The sequence below is a fragment of the Streptomyces sp. NPDC051136 genome (genome assembly GCF_044455745.1).
Taxonomy (GTDB): Bacteria; Actinomycetota; Actinomycetes; order Streptomycetales; family Streptomycetaceae; genus Streptomyces.
Genome location: NZ_JBITFE010000007.1, coordinates 496,797 through 518,782 on the forward strand (window position 1 = coordinate 496,797; position 21,986 = coordinate 518,782).

The window sequence follows — 21,986 nt, forward strand, 5'->3', positions numbered from 1 at the left end:
CGTGGTTTTGTGTCGGGTTGGCAACAGCGCTGCCCTGATTTTCCGACATACCTTGTAACGCCCACCGGGCCGCCCTGCACACTGGGCGCATGAATGATTGGCCCGAGGGATGGTCCGGTGACAACCGCGGCAGCGGATACGGACGCGGCAGCGCGAGCGCACGGCCCGAGAGCGCGCGCGTGATGCGTCAGGTCCGCCGCGGCGCGACGCCGCCGCCCGGCCCGGGCCCGTCGGCACCGCCGTACGGCGCCGGGGTGCCCCAGCAGCCGTCGTACACCGACGGCCAGGGGTACGGCGACGACGGGTACGACAGCGGCTACAACACCGGCCAGGTCTACGGCGGCGGGGGTGGCGGCGGCCAGGGCGCCGGCCGGCAGGGCCGGCCCGCGCCGAACTGGCGCCGCCGGATCAAGTGGACCGCGATCACGGTGGTGACCGTGCTGGTCGTCACCACCGTCGGCACCTACTTCTGGGCCGACTCCAAGCTCAACCGCGAGGTCGACCTGTCCAAGGTCATCGAGCGGCCCGGAGCCGGCGAGGGCACGAACTACCTGATCGTCGGGTCCGACAGCCGCGAGGGCATGACCGACGAGCAGAAGAAGGACCTCCACACCGGTTCCGCCGAGGGCAAGCGCACCGACTCGATGATGATCCTGCACACCGGGGACAACGGGTCGACGCTGATCTCCCTGCCGCGCGACTCGGACGTGGAGATCCCGAGCTTCGTCGGCTCCGAGTCCGGCAAGAAGTACCCGGGCACGGGCCGGCACACCAAGCTCAACGCCGCGTACGCCGAGGACGGCCCCGAGCTGCTGGTGCGCACCATCGAGCACAACACCGGGCTGCGCCTGGACCACTACGTGGAGATCGGCTTCGCCGGCTTCGCGAACATCGTGGACGCGGTCGGCGGCGTCGAGATGGACATCCCGCAGGACATCAAGGACAAGAAGTCGGGCGCCGACTTCAAGAAGGGCAAGCAGACGCTGGACGGCGAGCAGGCCCTCGCCTTCGTCCGCACCCGGTACGCGCTGGCGGGCTCCGACCTGGACCGCACCAAGAACCAGCAGAAGTTCCTGTCGGCGCTGGCCGGCCAGGTGGCCACCCCGTCGACGGTCCTCAACCCGTTCAAGCTCTACCCGACCATGGGCGCCGGCCTGGACTCCCTGACCGTCGACAAGGACATGGGCCTGTTCGACCTGGCGAGCATGTTCTGGGCGATGAAGAACGTCAGCGGCGGCGAGGGCACCTCGATGAACATGCCGATCTCGGGCAGCGTCGGCGGCAACCTCAAGTGGGACGACGCCAAGGTGAAGAAGCTCGTCCAGGAGCTGAAGAACGACGAGAAGGTCACCGTCTCCGGCAACTGAGCCGGCCCCGGCGGCGGGAGTCACTGGTCGCCGCAGACCACCTCGTCGCCGCGCACCACCGTGCCCGACTCCTGCGGCGGGTCGGCCGGCCGTACCCTCGCCACCCGCGTGAAGTCGGCGCCCGTGATCACTTTCAGGGTCGCCCCCTGCCCCTTCACCGGCTTCAGCGTGCTGCCGGGCAGGGCGGCGGCCAGCGACTTCGCCGACTGGTCCCAGCGCGGGTCGAAGGCGACGACGGTCCGCTCCAGGGCCCGGTCGGCGGCGTTGCGCGGTGCCCTGGTGGTGCGGAACCCGGTCGCGGCCAGCGCGTCGTCCACCCGCTTGCCGAGCCCCGGGGTGCGGGTGCCGTTCTCCACCTGGACGCGGATCTGCTTCGGGTCCACCGGGACCCGCACCGGCGCCGGGCCCTTCGGCTTCGGCTTCGGTGCGGTCAGCGGCTTGTCCTCGCGCAGGGCGGCGAAGAGCCGCTCCGACTTCGCCGGGTCCCACTTCAGGGTCGATCCGACGCCCTTGACGGCGTAGCCCATCCGCCCGATCGGCACGGTGGTGAACTCGGAGGACGACGGCGAGAAGTCCCGCATCGCCCGCCCCAGCGTCAGCAGCTCATCGGTGCCGAAGCCCTGGTCGGCCCGGACCGAGCCCAGCACCGCCCGCGTGACGTCCCGGAACTTCAGCGGGTTCAGCAGGATGCCCGAGGAGGTCGCCCGCTCGATCAGGGCGGCCAGGAAGCGCTGCTGGCGCTTCATCCGGCTCAGGTCCGAGGCCCCGTCGAGGTGGCGGGAGCGCACGTACTGAAGCGCCTGCCCGCCCATCAGGGTGTGGGTGCCGGCCGGCAGGTCGAGCCCGGTGTAGCTGTCCTTGAGCGGCTGGACCGTGCAGATCTGCACACCGCCGAGGACGTCCACGGTCTTCATGAAGCTGGTGAAGTCGACCTCCAGATAGTGGTCGATCTTCACCCGGGTCATGGCCTCCACGGTGCGGATGGTCAGCTGCGGGCCGCCCTCGGCGTAGGCGGCGTTCAGCTTGAGCGGGTGCCCGTGGTGGTGCTCGCCGGTGGTGCGGTCGGTGTGGCCGGGTGTCTCGGCGTACGAGTCGCGGGGCAGGCTGACCACGCTCGCGCGCTCCCGGTCCTCCGAGATGTGCACGATCATGATTGTGTCGGTGCAGTGGCAGGGGGCGCCGCCCAGCCGGTACTTGCGCCGCTCCTCCTTGGTGATCTCGTCCCGGCCGTCGGTGCCGACCATCAGGACGTTCATGCCGTCGCCCGCCCGCGGCCGGTTCTTCATGTCCTTGAACGCGTCGACCCGCGAGAGGTCCGAGTCCAGGCCGGTCAGCACCGCGTGCCCGATCCCGGCGGAGGCGAGCACCACCACCGACAGCGCGGTCACCGCCCGCATGGCCCAGCGCGGCTTCTTCCGCCGTACGGGGGGCCTCGGCGGGCGCCGGGAGGGCCGGGAGCCGCCGCGCTGCGGCGGCGGGCCGCCCCGGGGAGACGAGGCCGGGACCCGGGGGGAGCGGGGCGGCGTGGGCAAGGTGACACCTCCGCGGGGGCGGGACCTGGGGCCGGACGTGGGCCGGACGTGGTATTCGTGAGCACCGTAGGCCCATACGATCTGCTGCCCGGGGCTGCGACCCCCGCGGCGCGCACCCGTGTCCCCCGTTCGCGGTAACGTGAGCACCGATGAACGCCAAGTCCGACGCGCGGCTGCCCGCCGTTTCCGTGATCATGCCCGTCCTCAACGAGGAGCGGCACCTGCGCGGCGCCGTCCGCGCCATCCTCGCCCAGGAGTACGCCGGCGAGATGGAGGTCGTGATCGCCGTCGGTCCCTCCACGGACCGTACGGAAGAGATCGCCGCCGAACTCGTCGCCGAGGATCCGCGCGTGCACACCGTGCCGAATCCCACCGGCCGCACGCCCGCCGCGCTGAACGCCGCGATCAAGGCCTCCCGCCATCCCGTCGTCGTCCGCGTCGACGGTCACGGCATCCTGTCGCCCGGCTACATCGCCACGGCCGTCCGGCTGCTGGAGGAGACCGGCGCGCACAACGTCGGCGGCATCATGCACGCCGAGGGCGAGAACGCCTGGGAGGACGCCGTCGCCGCCGCGATGACGTCGAAGATCGGCGTGGGCAACGCAGCCTTCCACACCGGCGGTGAGGCCGCCCCCGCCGAGACCGTGTACCTGGGCGTGTTCCGCCGCGAGGCGCTGGAGCGGCAGGGCGGCTACAACGAGGAGTTCATCCGCGCCCAGGACTGGGAGCTGAACTTCCGCATCCGCGAGGCCGGCGGCCTGATCTGGTTCTCCCCCGAGCTGAAGGTGTCCTACCGGCCCCGGCCGTCCGTGCGGGCGCTGGCCAAGCAGTACAAGGACTACGGCCGCTGGCGGCACGTCGTCGCCCGCTACCACTCGGGCTCCATCAACCTGCGCTACCTCGCCCCGCCGACCGCCGTGTGCGCCATCGCGGCCGGTGTCGTGGTGGGCGCGGCGCTGACCCCGTGGGGCTTCGTCGTACCCGGCGGCTACCTCGCGGCGATCGTGGCCGGCTCGCTGCCCGCGGGCAAGGGCCTCGGGCTGAAGGCGCGGGCGCAGATCCCGGTGGCGCTGGCGACCATGCACATGTCGTGGGGCTGGGGCTTCCTGACCAGTCCGAAGTCCCTGGCCAGGAAGGTCATCGCCTCGCGGCGCCCGGCGGTCCAGCCCGACGCCGAGGCCACGGACGCCACGGACGCCGCCGGTACGCGGTGACGGCGTCCGTCAGGACCAGGTGAACGCCGGGTTCACGTGCATGCAGGCGCTGTCGTCCGCGCCGTTGAGGGCTTCGGCGGACTCGGGGGTGCCGTCGTCGCTCCCGGGCGCCTCGTAGGCCGTGCCCTCGCGCCAGTCGGCGCCCACGACGAGCGTGACGCCCGAGACGTCCGTGGACCGCTGCACCGAACTCGCCGGGACGCCCAGGGCCTCGGCGACGCGCCGCGCGTCGCCCTCCAGGTCGGCGCTCGGGTAGCGGACCACCGTACGGTCCTCGCTCGGCAGCACCGAGGGGTCCGCGACGGCCTTCGTGAAGCCCTTGTCGGCCAGCAGCCCGGCGATCGTGTTCGCGCGTCCGGGGGCCGTGCCGAGATCGTCGGTGCGGGTGCCGTTGAGGACCCGGACCGCCAGCTCGTCGTCGGGCGCGGCCGGGTCGGCCGGGGGCTCCGGCTCGGCGGGCTTCTTCTTCGCGTCCTTGCCGTCCAGGGCGATGTCCTCGCGCACCAGCCGGAACAACTGCTCCGCGTCCTCGGTCGGCTCGACGCGGGCACCCACGTACCGGTTGGGCATCGTGGTCATGGTGATGCGCTCGGGCTTCACCCCGCGCAGCTCGGTGCTGAGGTCGTACAGCTTCTTGACGGTGTCCAGGCCCGGGTCGACGGTGAGGGCGGCGGTGGCCTCCTCGGCGAGCCTGCGCAGCCTGTTCGGGCTGCTCAGGGTCGCGTTCTCGCGCAGTACCCGGACCATCGAGTTCAGGTACATGTGCTGGGCCTTGGCCCGCGCCAGGTCGCTGCCGTCCTCGAAGCCGTACCGGGTGCGCAGCCACTGCAGGGCCTGCTCGCCCTTGACCGGGTGCGTGCCCCGCGCCAGCTTCAGACCGGAGCCGTGGCCCGTGCTGTCGCGCGAGTGGATGTTGGCGTCCACGCAGACCGGGACGCCGCCGACGGCGTCCGCCATCGACACGACGCCCGCGAAGTCCACCATCACGAAGTGGTCGATGTGGATGCCGGTCAGCTCCTGCCAGGTGGCCACCGTGCAGCCCGGACCGCCGTGCCCGAGGCTCTGGTTGGTCATCACCCGGCCCCGGCTCGCCGGGTGGACCTCACCGTCGTCGGGGTCGGTGCACTTGGGTATCTCCAGCAGCGTGTCGCGCGGCATGCTGACCACCGACATGTTGCTGCGGTCGGCCGACAGGTGCACCAGCATCTGCACGTCCGCCAGCGGCGTGGAGCCGAACGTCTCGCGAGCGCCGCCCAGTTGCTGGTTCTCCTCGCTGTCCCGGGCGTCCGAGCCGATGACGAGGATGTTCAGCGGGGTCTGCCCGGCCGCGTTCGGAGTCGGCGCGGCGACCTTGTTGTCGCCCAGGTTCAGGACGTCCTGCTTGATGTTGTCGTTCAGGTGCTCGTAGTAGAGGTAACCCGCCCCGGCCGTGCCGGCCAGGACCGCCGCGAGCACCACCGCGGTCCAGCGCAGGACCCGGCGGCGCCGGCGCCGCCCGGGACCGCCGGGCTCGCCGGTGTCCCGTCCGCCGTCCTTCCCGCCGCCGTCCGTGGTGCCGTTCGCGGTGCCGTCGTCGGTGGCGTCGACACCGTTGTCGCCGTCCCCCCGGCCGGCCTCCGCACGCTCGGACGCGTCTGCCGCGCCCTCCCGCGTGTCCTCCTCCTGCACACCGCTCCGCGTCACGTCCGCGTCCCTCCCCGCCCCCGGGCCACCACGTGGGCCCGTCGCCGCCCTGTGAGACGTACGACAGGCCCCTCAGGTCAACTTGCGCACAGCTTCTGGTCGGCCGTGGACTCGGTGTCCAGGTCCGGCTTCTTGACGGAGGCGGGATCGAGCGAGACTCCGGCGCCCTTGAAGTCCTTGCCGAGGGTGAGGGTCATGGTGGGCAGGCCCTGGGAGTTGGTGACGCTCTCGCCGGGCTTCATGGCGGCGCCGGACAGGCCGAGGATCTCGGCGAGGGCGCGGGCCTGGTCGGCCTGGTCCGGGGCGTACTCCAGGGTGGTCTTCGCGAGGTCGGCGGGGGCGTTGCCCGCGTTCTCCGACTTCGAGACGCCGGCCTGGGTCTGGAGGTAGCTCAGCTCCTGCTGGGCGCTGCCCGCGGGGGCGCCGCCGTTCATCACGCGGACGCGCACCTCGCCCGGCTCGGACTTCGCGCCCTTGAGCCGGGCGGCGACGGCGGCCTTCTCCTTCTTCTCCTTCTGCTTGACCTCGGTGAAGGAGATGTCGTTCTTGATCATGTCGAAGACCTGAGGGCCCTTCGACGCGTTCACGACCACCGTGGCCTTGACCTTCTCGGCCGGGTTGTCGACCACCGGCACCGTGGTGAACGTGATGTTCTTCGGCGGCACCTTCTTCAGCTCCAGGGCCATGTCCTTGAGCGTGCCGACCTTGCCGATGGCGCTGTCCACGGTGAGGGCCTTGGTCGCGGCCTCGGCGAGCTTCACCAGCTTGGTGGGGCTCGTGAGGGTGTCACTGGAGGACATCTTCCGCATCAGTGAGCCCAGGAACTGCTGCTGCACCTTGATGCGGTCCAGGTCGCCCTCGTTGCCGAAGGCGTGCCGGGTGCGGACGAAGGCCAGGGCCTGCTCGCCCTTGACCGTGGACTCGCCCGCGGGCAGCTGGAGGTGCGACTTCGGGTCGTCCACGGCGTGCTCCACGCACACGTCGACGCCGCCGACCGCCGAGGTCAGCGTCTTGACCGCGTTGAAGTCGGCCATCATGAAGTGGTCGGGCTTGATGCCGGTGGTCTCCGCCACCGTGCGCATCGTGCAGCCCGCGTCCCGGCCGAGGTCGCCGAGGCTCTGGTTGAAGCGGACGCCGGAGGAGCCCGGGATGACCTTGGTGCTCCCGTCCTCCTGCTTGGTCTCGCAGTCGGGGATGTCGACGATCAGGTCGCGCGGGATGCTGAGCGCGGTCGCGTTGGAGCGGTCCTCGGCGACGTGCAGCAGGATGTTGGTGTCCGCGTGCCCGGCGCTGCCCTTGTCGCCGTAGCCCTCGTTGCCCTCACCGGTGCGCTTGTCGGTGCCGATGATGAGGATGTTGAAGGCCTCGTTCTTCTTGAAGCTGCTGCTTCCGGCGGTGCCGACGTCCGTCGTCGAGACGTTGCCCTCGAGGTGCTTGAGGTAGACGTAGCCGCCCACGCCGGCCACGAGGACGACGAAGGCCATGCTGCCGCCGGTCCACAGCAGGACCTTCTTGCCCCGGGACTTCTTCTTCTCCGGCCGGCGTCCGCGCCGCCCGGGCGCCGGCGCCTCGGGCTCCGGACGACGCCGTCGCTGGGGCGGCACCTCGCGGCCCGGAGCGGACGTGCGGCGCCCCTCCGTGCGCGGGCCCGGCACGGACGGCCGCGGTGCGGATGGGGACAGTCGCAGCTCGTACTCACCGGTCCGTGGATTCAGCACCCACTGGTCTGCGGGATCGACGTCGTCTGCCCGCCCACGTCCTTGCGCGTCCACGGTCTCCCAATCCTCCGTCGGGGGCCACGCGGCACCTTCCACTGAAGGCGCACGATAAAAGAGTCAACAAGTGCACGACGCCAGGGCGGACCTCGCGGCACGGGGCACCGGAGCGCTCACACTATCCGTCCGGTTCGGCGTCGAACGACACTGGTGTCAGGATCGTCACCCCTACAACAGGGCAATCCTCCCTATTTTCGTGAACTCCTACCATCGGTAGGGCTTGTAGACGTCCATGCACGTGCCGGTGTCCGATCCGTTGATCGCGTCGCTGGACTCCGGCAGGTCTCCCGCCTCGGGCGTCTTCTGCTTCGGATAGGACGTGCCCTGGCGCCAGTCAGCTCCCACGACGAGCGTGATCCCGGACACGTCCGCCGACTTGCGCACCGCGTCCGCGGGGATCCCCAGTGCCTCGGCGACGCGGCGCGCGTCGCCCGCCAGCTCGTCGCTCGGGTAGCGGACGACGGTGCGCTCCTCGGAGAGCGCCGCGGAGGTGTCCTTCGCCGCCTTGCCGAAGCCCTTGCGCACCAGCGCTCCGGCGACGTCACCGGCCCGGCCCGTCACCGGGCCGAGGGTGGCCGAGCGGGTGGCGTTCTGGACGAGGACACCGATCTCGGAGTCGGCGGCGGGCTCGTCGGACGGCGCGGCGGCGTCACCCCGGGCGGCGGCGTCCTCGCCGTCGCCCTCGCCGGAGTCCTTCTTGCCGGAGTCCTTCCCGCCCTTCGCGCCCTTGTCGTCGAAGGACACGTCGTCGCGGAGCATGGCCCACATCTTGTCGGCGTCGTCGGCCGGCAGCAGGTGGTTCGCGTCCTCGGGGTCCTCGACGGTGGGGATCGTCGTCATGGTGATGCGGTCCGTGGGGACCGTCTTGAGCTGCATGCCGAGGTCGTACAGCTTCTTGACGGTGCCGACCTCCTCGGAGACCGTCAGCGACTTCGTGGCGGCCTCCGCCAGCCCCATCAGCCGGCCGGCGTCGGTGAAGACGTTCTGGCTCTTCAGCGTGCGGATCATCGAGTTCATGTACATGTGCTGGGCCCGGGCCCGCAGCGGGTCACTGCCCCAGGCGTGCCGGGTGCGCAGCCACTGCAGCGCCTCCTCGCCCTTGACCTTGTGCGGGCCGGCCGTCATCTTCAGGCCCGAGCCGCCGGGCACGCCGGGCAGCGGGCGGTCCCACACGTTCTGGTTCACGCAGACCTCGACCCCGCCGACCGCGTCCGCCATCGACACGACGCCCGCGAAGTCGATCGTCATCCAGTGGTCGATGTAGACCCCGGTGAGGTTCTCCCAGGTGGCCAGGGTGCAGCCGGCGCCGCCGCGGGCCAGTGTCGTGTTGATGATGGCGTTGGTCGCCGGGAACTCCTCGCCGGAGTCGGGGTCCTTGCACGCGGGGATGTCGACGCGGGTGTCCCGGGGGATGCTCACCACGGCGGCGCTCTTGCGGTCCGCGGTCAGGTGGATCAGCATCTGCACGTCCGCCAGCGGCGGGTTGTCGCGGTGGTTCTTGCCGCCGCCCAGCGCCACGTTGGCGTCGGAGGCGCGGCTGTCGGAACCGAGCAGCAGGATGTTCAGGGGCGTCTGCCCGGCCGCGTTCGGCTCGGTCCTGTGCGCCTTGGAGTCGCCGCTGCTGCGCTCGCCCTTGTCGATGTTGCCGTTCAGGTGCTGGTAGTAGAGATATCCGGCACCGGCCGTGCCGAGTACCAGTACGGCGAGGGTCGTCGCGGTCCACTTCAGCACTCGGTGCCGCCGTCCGGCGCGCCGCCGCCCGGAGCGCCTGCCGTTGCCGCCCGAGCGGCCCCCCGAGTCCCCGCGGCCGCCCGGGCCCCGCCGACCGGACGCTCCGGTGCCGCCGTCCTCCCCGCCGCCGCGTCCGGCCCGCCTGCCGCGGGCGTGGCGGACCGTGTCGGGTCGCGCTTCCTCCCCGCGCACACCGCTCTGCGTCATGTCCTTCTCCCACCCTCGGGCCCGCGAACGTGCTCCCGTACGCGCCCTGCTCGCACAGTTGGACGTACGAAGCCCCTCGTTGGCTGTACGGCGACCGGTGGATTGTTCACCGGGTGACGATCGGCCGGCGGACCGGGCGACCGATCACCCGGAGAACCACCGGCCGATCACCCGGAGAACCACCGGCCGATCACCCGGAGAACCACCGACCGGTCGCCCGGAGAACCGGGGACCGGTCGGCTGGTGGACCGGCCGACCGACGGACTGTCGTACTGTCAGATGCGCGTGGGGCCCCTCAGGTCACTTCGCGCACTCGACCTTGTCCGCCGTGGACTTCTGGAGGTCCTCCGGCGCCTTCCCCGACGTGGCGTCGAGCTTGACCCCGGCGCCCTTGAAGTCCTTGCCGAGGGTGAGGGTCATGGTGGGCAGGCCCTGGGAGTTGGTGACGCTCTCGCCGGGCTTCATGGCGGCGCCGGACAGGCCGAGGATCTCGGCGAGGGCGCGGGCCTGGTCGGCCTGGTCGGGGGCGTACTCCAGGGTGGTCTTCGCGAGGTCGGCGGGGGCGTTGCCCGCGTTCTCCGACTTGGTGACGCCCTCCTCGTTCTGGAGGTAGGTCAGCTCCCGCCCCGCGCTGCCGGAGGAGGCGCCGCCGTTCAGGAGGCGGACGCGGATCTCGCCGGGCTCGGACTTCTCGCCCTCCAGCCGGGCGGCGACCGCGGCGTCCTCCTTCTTCCGCTTCTCCTTCTCCTTCTTCTTGACCTCGGTGAAGGAGACGTCGTTCTTGACCATGTCGAAGACCTGCTGGGCGGACCCCTCCTTGAGGACGACGGTCACCGGCTTGGGCTCGGCCGGGTTGTCGACCACCGGGACCGTGGCGAACGTCAGGTTCTTGGTGTCCAGCTTGCCCAGCTCCAGACCGAGATCCTTCAGCTTGCCGATGCTGTCCAGCTTGGAGTCGACGGTGAGCGCCTCGGTGCCCGCCTCGGCCAGCTTCACCATCTTCGTGGGGCTGGTGAGCGTGTCGTTGGACTTCAGCTGGCGCATCAGCGAGCTGAGGAACTGCTGCTGGAGCTCGATACGGCTCAGGTCGCCGCCGAAGCCGACGGAGTGGCGGGTGCGGACGAAGGCGAGCGCCTCCTCGCCCTCGATGGTGTGCTCGCCCGCCGGCAGGTTCAGGTGCGAGTCGGGGTCGTTGATGTCCTTCGCCAGGCAGACCTTGACGCCGCCGACCGCGGAGGACAGGGTCTTGACCGCGTTGAAGTCGGCCACCATGAAGTTGTCCGGCTTCACCCCGGTCAGCTCGGTGACGGTGCGCATGGTGCAGCTCGGCGTACGGTCGCTCTGGCCGAGGCTGGTGTTGAAACGGACGCCGGTGGAGCCCGGGATGACCTTGGTGCTCCCGTCCTCCTGCGTCGTCGGGCAGTCGGGGACGTCGACGATCAGGTCGCGGGGGATGCTGAGCGCGGTCGCGTTGGAGCGGTCCTTGGCGACGTGCAGCAGGATCGTGGTGTCGGCGTGACCGGCGCTGCCCTTGTCGCCGTAGCCGTCGTTGCCGGAGCCGGTGCGCTTGTCGGTGCCGATCAGCAGGATGTTGATCGCCTGGTCCTTGCTGAACCCACCGGTGCTCGCGCCGTCGTCGGGGAGGGAGTCGATGTTGTCGTTGAGGTGCTGCAGATAGAGGTACCCGGCGGTGCCGACGGCGAGGATGACGAACGCCATCGTGCCGCCGGTCCACAGCAGGATCCTCTTGCCCTTGGACTTCTTCTTCGCCGGCCGCCGGCGGTCGCGCCGCTCCGGCGGCGGCTCCTCGGGCGCCGCGCGGCGCCTGCGCGGCGCGGGGACCTCACGGCCGGGTGGAGGTGTGCCCCGGCGGGGGCCGGGTACCGGTGACTGCGGTGCGGAAGAGGGCAGTCGCAGTTCGTAGTCGCCGGTGTCCGGGTTGAGTACCCACTGGTCTGCGGGGTCGATGTCCTCCGCCTGCCCACGGCCTTGCGCGTCCACGGTCGTCCGAATCCTCCGTCGGGGCCACGCGGCGCCCTCCCCTCCGGGCGCCAGGTCTCGCTCACGTCAGTTCAGTGCGTGGCCAGGGGCAGAACTCCGCGGCCGGGCACACCGGATCGCTCACATTAACCGGCCCGTCGGGCGCGGGTCGATGGCAGTGACGCACGCCACGGCGCTTACAACCGGGCAATCCGCCGCATTCCTCGGACAACTGTCCGCACGCGGGTGTCCGCCTTGCCCGAGGGTTGCCCCTTCTTGGAGTGCGCTTTACTCACAGATGTCCTCGTCGGCGGTGTTCCCGCTGAACGTCGGCGCGGGGGAGGCGGCGTCGCCCGCTTCGCCGGAACGCCCGGTGCCGTCGGCCGAGTCCCCGCGCCGCGCCGCGACCGTCACCGGTTCGTCCGTCCGCAGGCGGGTGAAGAGCTTCTCGGCGTCGGGCTGCACGAGCTGGTCCCGGTTGGCGTCGCCCGCGTACGACTCCCGGGGCACGGTCAGGAACTGCACGCGCTCGGTGGGAACCCCGCGCAGCCCGCGCACGAGGTCGTACAGACCGCGCAGACTCGCCAGGTCCGGGTCCGTGGTGAGCGACGAGGTCGCCGCGTCCAGAACGGGATACAGCTTCACCGGATTCAGCAGTACGCCGTTGCTCTGCACCTTGCTCACGAGCGCCCCCAGGAAGCGCTGCTGCCGGTCCATCCGGTCGGTGTCGCTGCCGTCGCCGAGCGACTTGCGGGCGCGGACGTACCCGAGCGCCTGCTCCCCGTCGAGCGTCACCCGGCCCGCGGGCAGTCGCAGCTTGGCGTCCTTGTCGTCGACCGGCTTGCGCAGGCAGACCTGGACGCCGTCGAGCGCGTCGACCATCTCCTTGAAGCCTTCGAAGTCGACGACCACGTGGTGGTCGACCCGGACACCGGTCAGCTTCTCCACCGTACGGATCGAGCACGCCGAACCGCCCACCGCGAAGGCGTAGTTGAACTGCGTGAAGGCTGGTGCGGTGAGCGACCCGTCGGGGCGGTGGCAGCCGGGGACCCGCACCATGAGGTCGCGGGGGAGGGAGGCGGCGGTGACGCTGTCCCGGCCCGCGGCCAGGTGCAGCAGGATCGTGGTGTCCGACCGCTCGGTCCCGGAGTCCCGCCCGTAGCGCGCGTTGCCGTCCCCGGCGCGCGAGTCCGAGCCGATCAGCAGGATGTTCTGCGCGCCGCGCACCTGCGAGGCGGGCCGCTCCTTCTCGTACCGGGCGAGCTCGGCGGCCGCCGCCTCGTCCGACGTGATGTTGCCGCTGAGCTTGGCGTACACCGCCCACCCGACGCCCGCAGCACCCCCGGCGAGCACGAGGGTCACGATCCCGGCGATGCCCAGCCGCCGCCTGCGCCGCCGCCGCTTCAGCCCGTCGCCGCTCGCGGACGCCCCCTGCCCCCGGCCCCCACCGGAGGCCGCCGTACCCGCGTCATCGCCCACGCCTGCCTCCGTCCACACCAGCGCGCTGGTACGACCATGCCCCGGGCGACCACGGAAGACAGAACGCACGTAGGCCGAACGGGTCAGATCACCGAGCGCCGGGTCCACCAAGCTGCGGGCATGCGTGCCGCCTGGGGCGGCACGGGTGGGCGCAGGCGGCGCCCGTTCAGCGCCGGTCCGCGTGCCCACCCTGCGCCCACACCGGCGCCGGGCACCGGTCAGCGCCGGTCCGCGTGCCCACCCCGCGCCCACACCGGCGCCGGGCACCGGTCAGCCCCGAGCCGCCGTCTCACCGGCGCCCACCCCGCCCCCGGCCCACCAGCACCCCCGGGGAACCTCACCGCGCCGTAGCCGAAACCCGCTCCGCCTCGATCCGCTGGTCCACCACACCCGCCCCCGCCCGCTCCAGGTGCCGGCACAGCACCACCGACCCCCCGCCGGCCAGCGGCCCGTACAACCCGGCGCTCAGCCCCTCCCACGTGTCGTACGGCAACCCGGACAGAATCCGCGCCCCCGGCCCCGTGAGCCCCAGCCCCGACGCCTCCGCCCGAGCCCGCTCCACGACCTCCGCTCCGCTGAACTCCCGCCCGGCCACGATCAGCGCCGGCGCCTCCGGGTCCACCGGCGCGTACGGCACGAACCGGTCCCCCTGCCCCGGCACCTCCACCGCGTAGTCGGCGAAGCCCTCCGGCGGCGCCGGTGTGAACCGCCCCCCGAGGGGCCGCAGCGCCAGCGCGATCCGCGGGCCCGAGCACGCCCGCGCCGCCTCCAGCGACTCCGGCTCCGGACCGCTCACGACCACGTCCGCCGCCCCGGGGTCGCCCGCCACGTCGGCGACGACACCCACCGACGCGCACGCCAGCAGCCACACCGCCGTCTGCCAGTGGGCGGGCAGCAGCAGCGCCACCCGGTCCCCGGGTTCGACGGACAGTTCGTCCTGGAGCAGGTTGGCGGTCTTGGCCACCCAATTGGCGAAGGTGGCCACGGACAGTTCGACGCGTTCGCCGGTGGCGTCGTCGTAGAAGGTCACCAGGGGGCGTCCCGGGTCCGCGGCGAGCGCGGAACTCAGCAGGTCGGCAGGGGTGCGGTCGGTCGCGTTCACCCGCGCAAGCGTACGCGGGCCGGACGGCGCGCACCGCGCGGACGGCGTACCGCGGCACCACCGGATCGGGCGCCGAGAACCAACGGCCCGTCAGATCCCAAATGGACATGAATGTCTGACGATGTACAAAATCAGGGGCATGCGTGGATTCCTAGCTTCCTCGACCGGTGTCACGTGCGCGGCGGCCCTGGCCCTCCCGCTCGCCCCGCCCGCGGCAGCCACCACCTCCTCGGCCCCACCCGCGACGATCCCGACGGCACGCGCCACGGCGTACGCCCCCGGCGGCACCCAGTCCCTCCCGCTCACCCCCCGCGCCCGCGACCGGGCGCCCGGCACGCCCGAACAGGGCCTGCGCCGCGGCGACGTACGGCACTTCTCACTCGTCGGCGTCGTCTGGGACGACCCCGCCACCCCGCTCCACGGCCGCGTCGAGGTCCGTACCCGCGCCACCGCGACCGGCGCCTGGTCCGGATGGCGGGAGCTGGACACCCACAACGCCGACCACGCCGCCGACCCCGGCACCCCCGAGAGCACCTCGGGCCGCGTCCGCGGCGCCACCGCACCGCTGTGGGTGGGCGAGTCCGACGGCGTGGAGGTGCGGGTCCGGGCGCAGGACGCCCACGAGGCCGCCCGCGCGCTCCCGGCCGCCCGCACCGCGCCGGCCCCCGCACGGATCCCCGCCGGACTGCGCCTCGAACTCGTCGACCCCGGCGAGGACGTCCCGCCGCCGGCGAACCGCGCGGCGGACGAGCCCGAACCCGCGGTGCTCCCCGCGCTCCCCGCGCTCACCGTGCGGCAGAAGACCGAACCGCACGTGGGTCCCCGCCCGCGCATCATCACGCGTCGCGGCTGGGGCGCGGACGAGAAGCTGCGCGAGAAGGGCTTCGTGTACACCAAGAAGGTCAAGACGGCCTTCGTGCACCACTCGGACACCGGCAACAACTACCGCTGCTCGCAGGCGCCCTCGGTCATCCGCGGCATCTACCGCTACCACGTCACCAGCATGGGCTGGCGCGACCTCGGCTACAACTTCCTCGTCGACAAGTGCGGAAAGATCTACGAGGGCCGGGCCGGAGGCGTGTCCGAGCCGGTACTGGGCGCACACACCCTGGGATTCAACTCCAACAGCATGGGAATCGCCGTCCTCGGCACGTACAGCTCGAAGAAGCCGTCGTCGGCCGCCCTGAAGGCGATCGCCCGGCTCACCGCGTGGAAGGTCGGGCTCTACGGCATGAATCCGCGCGGGAAGACATACCTGAAGTCCGGCGGTGGCAACCTCTACCGGAAGGGCAAGAAGGTACGGCTGAACGTCATCTCCGGCCACCGCGACGGCTTCGCCACGAACTGCCCCGGCAAGAAGCTCTACGACAAGCTCGGCACGGCCCGCGCGAAGGCGGCGAAGTACCAGGGCCGCTGAGCGCGGCACACCGCGCGGCCGTCGAAGGCGTCACGGAACGGCCACCGAGCGGCCGGGGAACGGCCGACGAACGGTCTGCATACACTGGCCCGCCGAAAGACAGTTCGGCCGGTCCCGGCAGGAAGCAGAGACGACAGGTGACGGAAGCGATCCTTCTGGTCGGCGGCAAGGGCACGCGGCTGCGCCCGCTGACGGTGCACACGCCCAAGCCCATGGTCCGGGCGGCCGGAGTGCCGTTCCTCACGCATCAGCTGGCCCGCGCCAAGGCGGCCGGCGTCGAGCACATCGTGCTCGCGACCAGCTACCTGGCCGAGGTCTTCGAGCCGTACTTCGGCGACGGCTCGGCGCTGGGCCTGCACCTCGAGTACGTCACGGAGGAGGAGCCGCTCGGCACGGGCGGCGCGATCCGCAACGTGGCGTCCCGGCTGCACTCGGGCCCCGACGAGCCGGTGCTGATCTTCAACGGCGACATCCTGACGGGCCTGGACATCGGCGCACTGGTGCGCACCCACGAGACGACGGGCGCGGACGTCTCCCTGCACCTGACCAAGGTCACGGACCCGAGGGCCTACGGCCTGGTCCCCACCGACGACGCCGGCAGGGTGCTGGCCTTCCTGGAGAAGCCGCAGACGCCCGAGGAGATCGTCACCGACCAGATCAACGCGGGCGCGTACGTCTTCCGCCGCTCGGTCATCGACACGATCCCGGCCGGCCGCCCCGTCTCGGTCGAGCGCGAGACCTTCCCCGAGCTCCTCGCCACCGGTGCGCACCTCCAGGGCATGGTCGACTCCACCTACTGGCTGGACCTGGGCACCCCGGCGGCCTTCGTACGCGGCTCGGCGGACCTGGTCCTGGGCCGCGCACCGTCCCCGGCCATACCGGGCCGCTGCGGCGACCGCCTCGTCCTGCCGACGGCACGGGTCGCGGCCGACGCCAAGCTGGCCGGCGGCACGGTGGTCGGCGAGGGCGCCTTCGTGGCGGAGGGGGCGCGTGTCTTCGGCAGCACGATCCTGCCGGGGGCGGTCATCGAGCCGGGCGCCGTCATCACCGACTCGCTCATCGGCACCCGCGCCCGCGTCGGCACCCGCTCGGTCCTGACCGACACCGTCATCGGCGACGGCGCGGTCATCGGCGCCGACAACGAACTCCGCTCCGGCGCCCGCATCTGGTGCGACGCCCACATCCCCCCAGCAGCCCTACGCTTCTCGTCGGACGCCTCGTAACAAGCAGGCCCCCCCCGTAGCTGCGGGCAGTCGTGCCGCTGGGGCGGCACGGGTGGGCGCAGCGGCACCCCGTCGGCGCCGGGCTGCGCCCCCCGCCCCGCACCCACCCCGGACACGAGACGGACCCCGGACACGAGACGAACCCCGGACACGCGACGAACCCGGAAACGCGACGAACCCCGGACCACCTACAACCGCTCGATCCCCCGCGGAGCCATCCGCGGCGCCCGCCGCCCCGGCACCCGCCCGCTCAACAGCACCAACCGAGCCGCCCGATGCCGCTGCCCGGCGTACGGCTCCAGCAACCGCAGCATCTCCGCGTCGTCCGCATACCGGTCGCCGCCGAGCGCGAACCCCACGATCCCCGGCAGATGCAGATCCCCCACCGTCACCGCGTCCGCCGCCCCGTGACTGCGCTGCACCGTCTCCGCCGACGTCCACGGCCCGATCCCGGACACCAGCTCCAGCCGCTCCTGCGCGGCCGCCGGCTCCATCCCCGCCGCCTCCTCCAGCCGCGCGGCGACCCGCACGGCCCGCAGGATCGTCGACGCCCGTTTGTCGTCCACTCCGGCCAGATGCCACTCCCAGGACGGGATCAGCGCCCACGTGCGCGCCGTCGGCATCACACACATCCGCGCGGGCGCGGGGCCCGGCGCCGGCTCCCCGAACCTCCGCACGAGCAGCCGCCACGCCTGGTACGCCTCCAGCGTCGTGACCTTCTGCTCCAGGACCGAGGGGATCAGCGACTCCAGCACCAACCCGGTCCGCCCCAGCCGCAGCCCCGGACGCCGATGCGCCGTGAACGCCAGCAGCCGGTGTCGCGGCACGAACGCGGACGGGTCGTCCTCGGCGCCCAGCATCCGCGGCAGCTGCTCCAGCAGCCACTCGGCCCCCGGCCCCCAGGCCTCACCCCGCACCTCACCACCGCGGGCGGTGACCCGCAGGGTGCCCGGCCCGGCCGGCGTGCGGCTGGCCCGCCACACCGAGCCGTCCGGCGTCGTCCGGAACGTCGGATCGCCCGGCCCGCGCCGCAGCGGCCCCAGCACCAGCCCCAGGTCAAGAGGCCCGTCCGGCACCCACATCCGCACCGCGCCCGGCGCGGCGGCCTGCCGGGGGACGGCGGCGGGCACGACGGTCTCACCGCCGCGCACCGTGGCGCGCGTGGGGCGGGGAGCGAAGCGTCCTGCCACGAGAGAGGTCCTTGAGAGGTGGGGTGGGCCGCTACGAGGGTAGAGGCGGGCCTCTACGAGGGTAGAGGCTCGGGGCACCGCCTCACCGCACCTCGACGAACGCCTCCGGGTCCCGCTCGGCCCGGGCCCCGGGCTCCTCGGCCGGATGCCCGACCGCCACCGCGCCCATCGGGTCCCAGTCGCCCGGCAGCTCCAGCACCTCCCGCACGACCTCCCGGCAGAACATGGTCGAGGACACCCACGCGGAGCCCAGCCGCTCCCCGGCGAGCGCGACCAGCAGGTTCTGCACGCCCGCGCCGGTGGCGACGACGAACATCTCCCGCTCGGCCGCGTCGCGGCGCGCGTCCCCGTAGGTGTGCGAACCGTCCATGACGAGACAGGGGACGACGAGGTAGGGCGCGTTGCGCAGGACGTCGCCGCGCCGCACGCGCTTGGCGATGGACTCCTCGCTCCTGCCGTCTCGCCGCAGGTCCGCGATCCAGGCGTCCCGCATCGCGTCGAGGAGCCGGGTGCGGGACTCCTCGGACTCCAGCAGCACGAACCGCCACGGCGTGGTGTGGTGCGGCGCCGGTGCGGTCACGGCCGCGGCCACCGCCCGGCGCACGGCCCCGGGGTCGACCGGTTCGTCGGTGAAGGCCCGAACCGTACGCCGCTGGGTGACCGCCTGCCGTACCGCCTCCGAGGTGCCGAGGCGGAACATGTCGTCGCGCGCGCCGCGCACCATGGCCCGCGCGCCCTCGCCGTCGTCGTCGGCGACCAGACTCGGGAGCCCGCGCACGACGGCGACGGGCAGTCCCGCGGCCTTGCCCTTGACCAGGTCCCCCGCGGCGGCCAGCTCGTCGGCGGTGGCGACGACGGTGGCGCCGAGCGGATTGCCGTGCGCGTCCGTGCCGCCGCGCAGGTCGTCGAGGACGCGGACGCCCGCGGCGCCGATCGCCACGTCCGTGAGCCCGGCCCGCCAGGGACGCCCGAAGGTGTCGGTGACGATGACGCCGACGTCCACGCCCAGCGTGTCGCGGAGCCCCTCGCGGATCCCGCGCGCGGAGGCGTCGGGGTCCTCGGGGAGCAGCAGCACGGTCCCGGCCGGAGTGTTGGAGGCGTCGACGCCGGCCGCCGCCATGACCAGGCCCTGGCGGTTCTCGACGATGCGCAGCGGGCCGCGCCGGGCCACCACCCGGACGGTCTCCGCGTCGATCGCGGCCTCCCGGTCGGCGGCCTCCACGACGCGTCCCTCGGCCTTCGACACGATCTTGGACGTGACGAGCAGCACGTCCCCGTCGGCCAGCGCGGGCTCGGTGGCCGCGATCAGCTTGGCCAGGTCGTCGCCGGGCCGCACCTCGGGCAGGCCGGGCAGGGCCCACACCCGGTAGCGGTCCCGCCGGCCGGCCGCCTCGCCGCGCGTCTCGTCGCTCACGCCTGACGCACCTCCTCCGCCAGCGTCAGCGCCTCCCGGGCCATCTGCGCCGTCGCGTCGAGGTCGGTCATCATCAGCGGTACGGCGCGGCAGAGGATGCCGGCCGCCTTCACGCGGGTGACGGCGTCCGCGTCGACCGTGTCCACCAGCCAGCCGTCGAGCAGTCCCGAGCCGTAGTGCTCGGCGACCGCGGCGGCCGTGGACTCCACGCCGACCGCGGCGAGCACCTTGTCGGCCATCCCGCGCACGGGCGCGTCGCCGACGATGGGGGAGAGGCCCACCACCGGCACCCCGGCGTCGGCGATCGCCTCCCGGATGCCGGGCACGGCGAGGATCGTGCCGACGGAGACGACCGGGTTGGACGGCGGGAAGAGGATGACGTCCGCCTCCGAGATGGCCTCCAGGACACCGGGCGCCGGCTTGGACTGCTCGGCCCCCACCGGCACGACCGCCTCGGCGCGGACGGAGGCGCGCAGGCGCACCCAGTACTCCTGGAAGTGGACCGCCTTGCGCTCTCCGTCGAGCTCCACGGCGACGTGCGTCTCCACGCGGTCGTCGGTCATCGGGATCAGCCGCACCCCGGGCTTCCAGCGGTCGCACAGCGCCTCGGTCACCGCGCTGAGCGGGAAGCCCGCGGTGATCATCTGGGTCCGCACGATGTGCGTGGCGAAGTCGCGGTCGCCGAGACCGAACCACTCCGGTCCGGCACCGTACGCCGCGAGCTCCTCCTTGAGGTGGAAGGTCTCCTCGGCCCGCCCCCAGCCCTGCTCCTCGTTGATGCCGCCGCCGAGGGTGTACATCACCGTGTCGAGGTCCGGGCAGACCTTCAGCCCGAAGAGGTGGATGTCGTCCCCGGTGTTGCCGATGACCGTGACGTCCGCGTCCGGCGCGGCCTGCTTGAGACCACGCAGGAACCGGGCACCGCCGATGCCGCCTGCCAGAACCACAATGCGCATGGCCCCAGTCTCGCAGGCGGGTACGACAGCGCGTCAGCCAGTCGTCACCGTGCCGGTGCGGCGTCGGCGCCGCTGTCCCGGAACGCGGCGGCCGAGCACTGCGGGGCGTGCATCGGCATCTCCGTCAGACCCGGGTAATAGACGTGCAGGCTGACCGCCGGCTCCAGCGCGTCGTTGACCACCTCGTGCACGTGGCCCGGCGCGAACACGCGCTGCGTACCGGCCTCCATCGCGCGCGTGCCGCGCGCCGTGTGCTCGGTGAGGGTGCCTTCCAGGACCGTCCAGACGCCCGAGGAGGGCCCGTGGTCGTGGCGTCCGCTGCCCTGCCCGGGCAGCCAGGACAGCAGCCACACCTCGTACCCGGGGCCGGTGCGCAGCCGGTGGTACCAGCGGGTCGTCGCGTCGTACCGGACGAGGTGCTCCCACGCGGAGCGGTCGGCGGCGAGTTCGCGGACCAGGCCCGCGAACTCGGCGACCGTGGCCGGGTGCTCGCGCGGGGACTGCAGGAGGTGGGGGACTTCGAGGATGTCGCCGGCGATCTGGAGGTCGCTGTCGCTGTTCATGGGTGCGGGGGTTCCTCGGCGGAAGAGTGCGGCGGAGCGGAGCGATGAACAAAGAACGCCCTGGTGGGGCGGAACGGAGCAGTCGAGTCGCGTGGACTCGGGGACAGCCGGAGCGCGGTCGGCTCAACAGCTGGAACAGCGGCAACAGCTACAGCGAGCGCGGGCAGCACCGTGGGACCCGGCGGTGCGGGTCGAGGTGAGCGCCAAGTTCGCGAGCATGCCCTCAAGGACAGCGGTTCACACCAGCACTGTCAACTCGATGCCCGTTTTGTGGGACATGTTTCACCTCATCCGGTTGATCGTGCTGCCGAAAGGTTTGCTCAGGCGGCTTCCGGGACACATGGCGCACAAGCCGGGCGCACAACCCCCGTTGCGATCCCGTGACCCGAATGTGATCAGGTTCGCTTCGGCACGTGTATCGGAACGGGATCGATCGCCGGGGCGTCCTTCCCGGTGCAGGTGTTGAACGGGACGGGTCCTCTGGCGGGCCTCATCGGTATGTCAAGTTTTATGGTGATTTGAACACTTACTGCATGGCCTTGGTTCCGCAGAGTGAATAAGGGGCCCAATAGCAGATCTCGGCTTGACTCGCCCGGAGCAGCACACTTGTAATTTCACTCGTGTCGTTCAGCCGGAATCGATAACGGCTGGATCACGGGGACGCGAAAGACAGACGAGGGGCGCACATGACCGAGCTGGTGCAGCAACTGCTGGTCGACGACGCGGACGAGGAACTCGGCTGGCAGGAGCGCGCACTGTGCGCCCAGACCGACCCCGAGTCCTTCTTCCCCGAGAAGGGCGGTTCCACCCGCGAGGCCAAGAAGGTCTGCCTCGCCTGTGAGGTCCGCTCCGAATGCCTCGAGTACGCCCTTGCCAACGACGAGCGGTTCGGTATCTGGGGCGGGCTGTCCGAGAGAGAACGCCGCCGCCTGAAGAAGGCCGCGGTCTGAGGGCGCGCTCCGGGAACGCGGTCCCGGGACGCGGCAGCGGGCGGCGGTCGAGAAGCGGCGGTTCGTGGGCCGCCGGCGTGACGGCCACAGGTTGACCGACTGTGGCCGGACTTGGGGCAGAAACGGTCCGAACAGCGGCAACGGCCCGTCGCCGGTGGGTTGTCCACAGGCGGGGGGCCGCCCCTGTGTCCAGCCGATAGTGT

The 21,986-nt window shown here is 72.1% G+C and carries 16 protein-coding genes; 5 read left to right on the plus strand and 11 right to left on the minus strand.

Annotation, left to right across the window (positions count from 1 at the left end; genetic code table 11):
- Positions 1–89 precede the first annotated feature (89 nt).
- The gene (locus tag ACIBCJ_RS22795) at positions 90–1,367 is read left to right on the plus strand and encodes an LCP family protein (RefSeq protein ID WP_362097913.1); all 1,278 of its coding nucleotides are present in this window, start codon (positions 90–92) and stop codon (positions 1,365–1,367) included.
- Between the two features lie 20 nt (positions 1,368–1,387).
- On the opposite strand, the gene ACIBCJ_RS22800 is transcribed toward ACIBCJ_RS22795, so the two are convergent.
- Positions 1,388–2,764, minus strand: a complete 1,377-nt coding sequence (locus tag ACIBCJ_RS22800) for an LCP family protein (protein ID WP_365981473.1) — start codon at positions 2,762–2,764, stop codon at positions 1,388–1,390.
- 284 nt (positions 2,765–3,048) lie between these two features.
- Between ACIBCJ_RS22800 and ACIBCJ_RS22805 the strand changes: the two genes are divergently transcribed.
- Positions 3,049–4,113, plus strand: coding sequence for a glycosyltransferase family 2 protein (locus tag ACIBCJ_RS22805; protein ID WP_365981472.1), 1,065 nt, complete (start codon positions 3,049–3,051; stop codon positions 4,111–4,113).
- Positions 4,114–4,122: 9 nt separating this feature from the next.
- Here the strand turns inward: ACIBCJ_RS22805 and ACIBCJ_RS22810 are convergent, their stop codons facing one another.
- The 6 genes from ACIBCJ_RS22810 to ACIBCJ_RS22835 form a co-directional block, all read right to left on the minus strand.
- Positions 4,123–5,796 (minus strand): LCP family protein, encoded by a 1,674-nt coding sequence (locus tag ACIBCJ_RS22810; protein ID WP_365981471.1) that lies wholly within the window; start codon positions 5,794–5,796, stop codon positions 4,123–4,125.
- A gap of 77 nt (positions 5,797–5,873) precedes the next feature.
- On the minus strand, positions 5,874–7,568 hold the full coding sequence (locus ACIBCJ_RS22815; protein WP_362097925.1) for an LCP family protein: 1,695 nt from the start codon (positions 7,566–7,568) through the stop codon (positions 5,874–5,876).
- A gap of 207 nt (positions 7,569–7,775) precedes the next feature.
- Positions 7,776–9,509 (minus strand): LCP family protein, encoded by a 1,734-nt coding sequence (locus tag ACIBCJ_RS22820; RefSeq protein ID WP_365981470.1) that lies wholly within the window; start codon positions 9,507–9,509, stop codon positions 7,776–7,778.
- 300 nt (positions 9,510–9,809) lie between these two features.
- A complete protein-coding gene (locus ACIBCJ_RS22825) occupies positions 9,810–11,510 on the minus strand; it encodes an LCP family protein (RefSeq protein WP_365981469.1) in 1,701 nt (566 codons plus the stop codon).
- Positions 11,511–11,777: 267 nt separating this feature from the next.
- A complete protein-coding gene (locus ACIBCJ_RS22830; RefSeq protein WP_365981468.1) occupies positions 11,778–12,968 on the minus strand; it encodes an LCP family protein in 1,191 nt (396 codons plus the stop codon).
- A gap of 337 nt (positions 12,969–13,305) precedes the next feature.
- A complete protein-coding gene (locus tag ACIBCJ_RS22835; RefSeq protein WP_362097937.1) occupies positions 13,306–14,070 on the minus strand; it encodes a TIGR03089 family protein in 765 nt (254 codons plus the stop codon).
- Between the two features lie 139 nt (positions 14,071–14,209).
- Here ACIBCJ_RS22835 and ACIBCJ_RS22840 point away from each other — a divergent pair, with 139 nt between their 5' ends.
- Together ACIBCJ_RS22840 and ACIBCJ_RS22845 are read left to right on the plus strand one after the other, a co-directional pair.
- Positions 14,210–15,487 carry a peptidoglycan recognition protein gene (locus ACIBCJ_RS22840; protein WP_365981467.1) on the plus strand — a complete coding sequence of 426 codons (1,278 nt, stop codon included), beginning with the start codon at positions 14,210–14,212 and terminating at the stop codon, positions 15,485–15,487.
- 137 nt (positions 15,488–15,624) lie between these two features.
- Complete coding sequence (locus ACIBCJ_RS22845) at positions 15,625–16,710, plus strand: NDP-sugar synthase (RefSeq protein WP_362097942.1); 1,086 nt, start codon at positions 15,625–15,627, stop codon at positions 16,708–16,710.
- A 188-nt stretch (positions 16,711–16,898) separates the two neighbouring features.
- On the opposite strand, the gene ACIBCJ_RS22850 is transcribed toward ACIBCJ_RS22845, so the two are convergent.
- From ACIBCJ_RS22850 to ACIBCJ_RS22865, 4 genes are all read right to left on the minus strand, one after another.
- Positions 16,899–17,900: a DNA-3-methyladenine glycosylase 2 family protein gene (locus tag ACIBCJ_RS22850; RefSeq protein WP_365981466.1), complete on the minus strand. Its 1,002-nt coding sequence runs from the start codon at positions 17,898–17,900 to the stop codon at positions 16,899–16,901.
- Between the two features lie 82 nt (positions 17,901–17,982).
- The gene (locus ACIBCJ_RS22855; RefSeq protein WP_365981465.1) at positions 17,983–19,314 is read right to left on the minus strand and encodes a coenzyme F420-0:L-glutamate ligase; all 1,332 of its coding nucleotides are present in this window, start codon (positions 19,312–19,314) and stop codon (positions 17,983–17,985) included.
- Positions 19,311–20,270, minus strand: coding sequence for a 2-phospho-L-lactate transferase (gene cofD / locus ACIBCJ_RS22860; protein ID WP_362097951.1), 960 nt, complete (start codon positions 20,268–20,270; stop codon positions 19,311–19,313). Before cofD ends, ACIBCJ_RS22855 begins: the two co-directional genes overlap by 4 nt.
- A 44-nt stretch (positions 20,271–20,314) precedes the next feature.
- Complete coding sequence (locus ACIBCJ_RS22865; protein WP_362097954.1) at positions 20,315–20,833, minus strand: cysteine dioxygenase family protein; 519 nt, start codon at positions 20,831–20,833, stop codon at positions 20,315–20,317.
- Positions 20,834–21,519: 686 nt separating this feature from the next.
- Between ACIBCJ_RS22865 and ACIBCJ_RS22870 the strand changes: the two genes are divergently transcribed.
- The gene (locus ACIBCJ_RS22870) at positions 21,520–21,783 is read left to right on the plus strand and encodes a WhiB family transcriptional regulator (protein ID WP_003975777.1); all 264 of its coding nucleotides are present in this window, start codon (positions 21,520–21,522) and stop codon (positions 21,781–21,783) included.
- Positions 21,784–21,986: the final 203 nt, after the last annotated feature.